Here is a 1,745-nt window from a genome sequence, read left to right on the forward strand (position 1 = left end):
TTATATCAAAATCAGCAGCGAAGGTATCGAACTGGGTACACAGGATAATATCTATCTTAAGTGTAATGTATTGCAGAAAATGGGACCGGCCAGCCTAGAGAACAATAAACTCAAATTTTCAAAAAGTGATGTTGATGTTGCGCTTAGGCGATTAATAGAGAGTGACCATATTAATTTTTCAGGTTAAGGAACAAAAATGACATTATCAGCGGTAAAAAAATGGAAATATCCCGTTATTATAGATGGAAAAGAGAAATTAAGCGCAAATGCTTATTACGAAGCATTAATGTCAGCATCAACGGGGTTTTATCCTGTCAGTGTAAACAAGCTTATACACAGTGGTGTTCATTTTGATTCAAATGTGCTTAAAAAGTTGGGGAATGAAAAAGCGCGTAGAGTGCATTGTATTGCAGATGGTGAGGTTATCGCCTACCGCGTTAATGACCGTTATCAAAAAATAGATAAAGGTGATGAAGTTGTTTTTTTCTCAACTGGTTTTGTTCTGGTTAGGCACTTACTTGAAATGGAGCGTATAGAAGAAGAAACGCCAGCCTCAGAAAGTGATACAACGGCGGGTAACACCAACACAGAAGGGGCAGCAGCGGATACTAATCAGGCACAATCACCAAGTACAAGTAATAGTACCGATACAACAACGCCTACCAATCCTCAGACAAATACAGAGCCAGCAACTGACACATCCGCTTCATCTGGAGCGGCGGCAGCGTCAGAGACAACAGCAAGCACGACTGAACCAGAAAAAGAAAAAGAAAAAGAAAAACAGCCAGGACACCGTCTTTATTTTTATAGTTTGTATATGCATTTAGCGGATACAAACTATTACGATAACAATCCTAAGGAGCCAACACCCGCATTTTGGGAGCAGGATATTTATCGTGTGATTGAACGCGATAAGTTACACGACGTAATAGGATTACGTATTCGAAAAGCTGCTAATGGAAAGATACTTGCGGTATTACAAAAGGGTACAAAAGTTAATTTAAATCTTGATTTGCATGATAAAGAATGTAAATGGTACGCCGTTTCGAGTTTTGTCGAAGGATATTCCTCAATTCCTAAATTAGACCTTGACAAATCTGATAAAACAGAAACAGGCGTCGATATTTTAGGTTGGGTGTATACTGGAAAAGCAGTAACAGAATCCGTATTTGAAATCAACGGCAGTGATAGCAATCTAGTGCTTTCTAAAGGTTTAACAATATGGAATGACTTTCAGGGTGAAGACGATAAAAAACTTTACTCAATGCTACCAGAGAAAACGCAAATTAAAGTATCGAATGTCGGTAAGGACGGTTATGCTGAGTTAATTGAAGTGGTTAGAGATGGAAAACCCACACTACCGTTACCGACAGAAAAGAAAAAGGTTTTGTATGAGCACCTTGAAAAGTTAGTAAGAGGAAAAAAATACAACGAAGTGGTGGTATTAGATAAGCCCTTTCCGATTAAAGCGGGTGATTTAGTGGGGCATATAGGTCATAACCAAAATAAAGGTATTACTAAAAAAACCGATAAAGATGGTAAGTACATTGACATAGAAATTTTGCCAGAAGATTTAAACGATAAAAAATTTTGCGCTCATTTACATGTTGAGTGTTTCACCTGTGAAGACTTGCCAAGTTATATTACTCAAACGCAAACAGAAGCGAGTAAAACCGCAGAAGAAGACAAAACATTTGTTGGCATAGCGAAACAAACCAAACTACTGGAAAAAGAAGCAGCATCAG

General features: G+C 38.1%; 1 protein-coding gene and 1 pseudogene. Both read left to right on the plus strand.

Features of this window, described 5'->3' with window-relative positions; translation table 11 throughout:
• A partial coding sequence (locus GQ594_RS12245; protein WP_160413174.1) for a DUF2345 domain-containing protein occupies nt 1-187 on the plus strand: 187 nt, incomplete at its 5' end.
• A 9-nt stretch (nt 188-196) separates the two neighbouring features.
• Nucleotides 197-1,745: pseudogene (locus GQ594_RS11815) on the plus strand (hypothetical protein); the annotation flags it as partial.

It is taken from the genome of Gilliamella sp. Pra-s52, assembly GCF_009795805.1.
In the GTDB taxonomy this organism is placed as follows: domain Bacteria; phylum Pseudomonadota; class Gammaproteobacteria; order Enterobacterales; family Orbaceae; genus Gilliamella.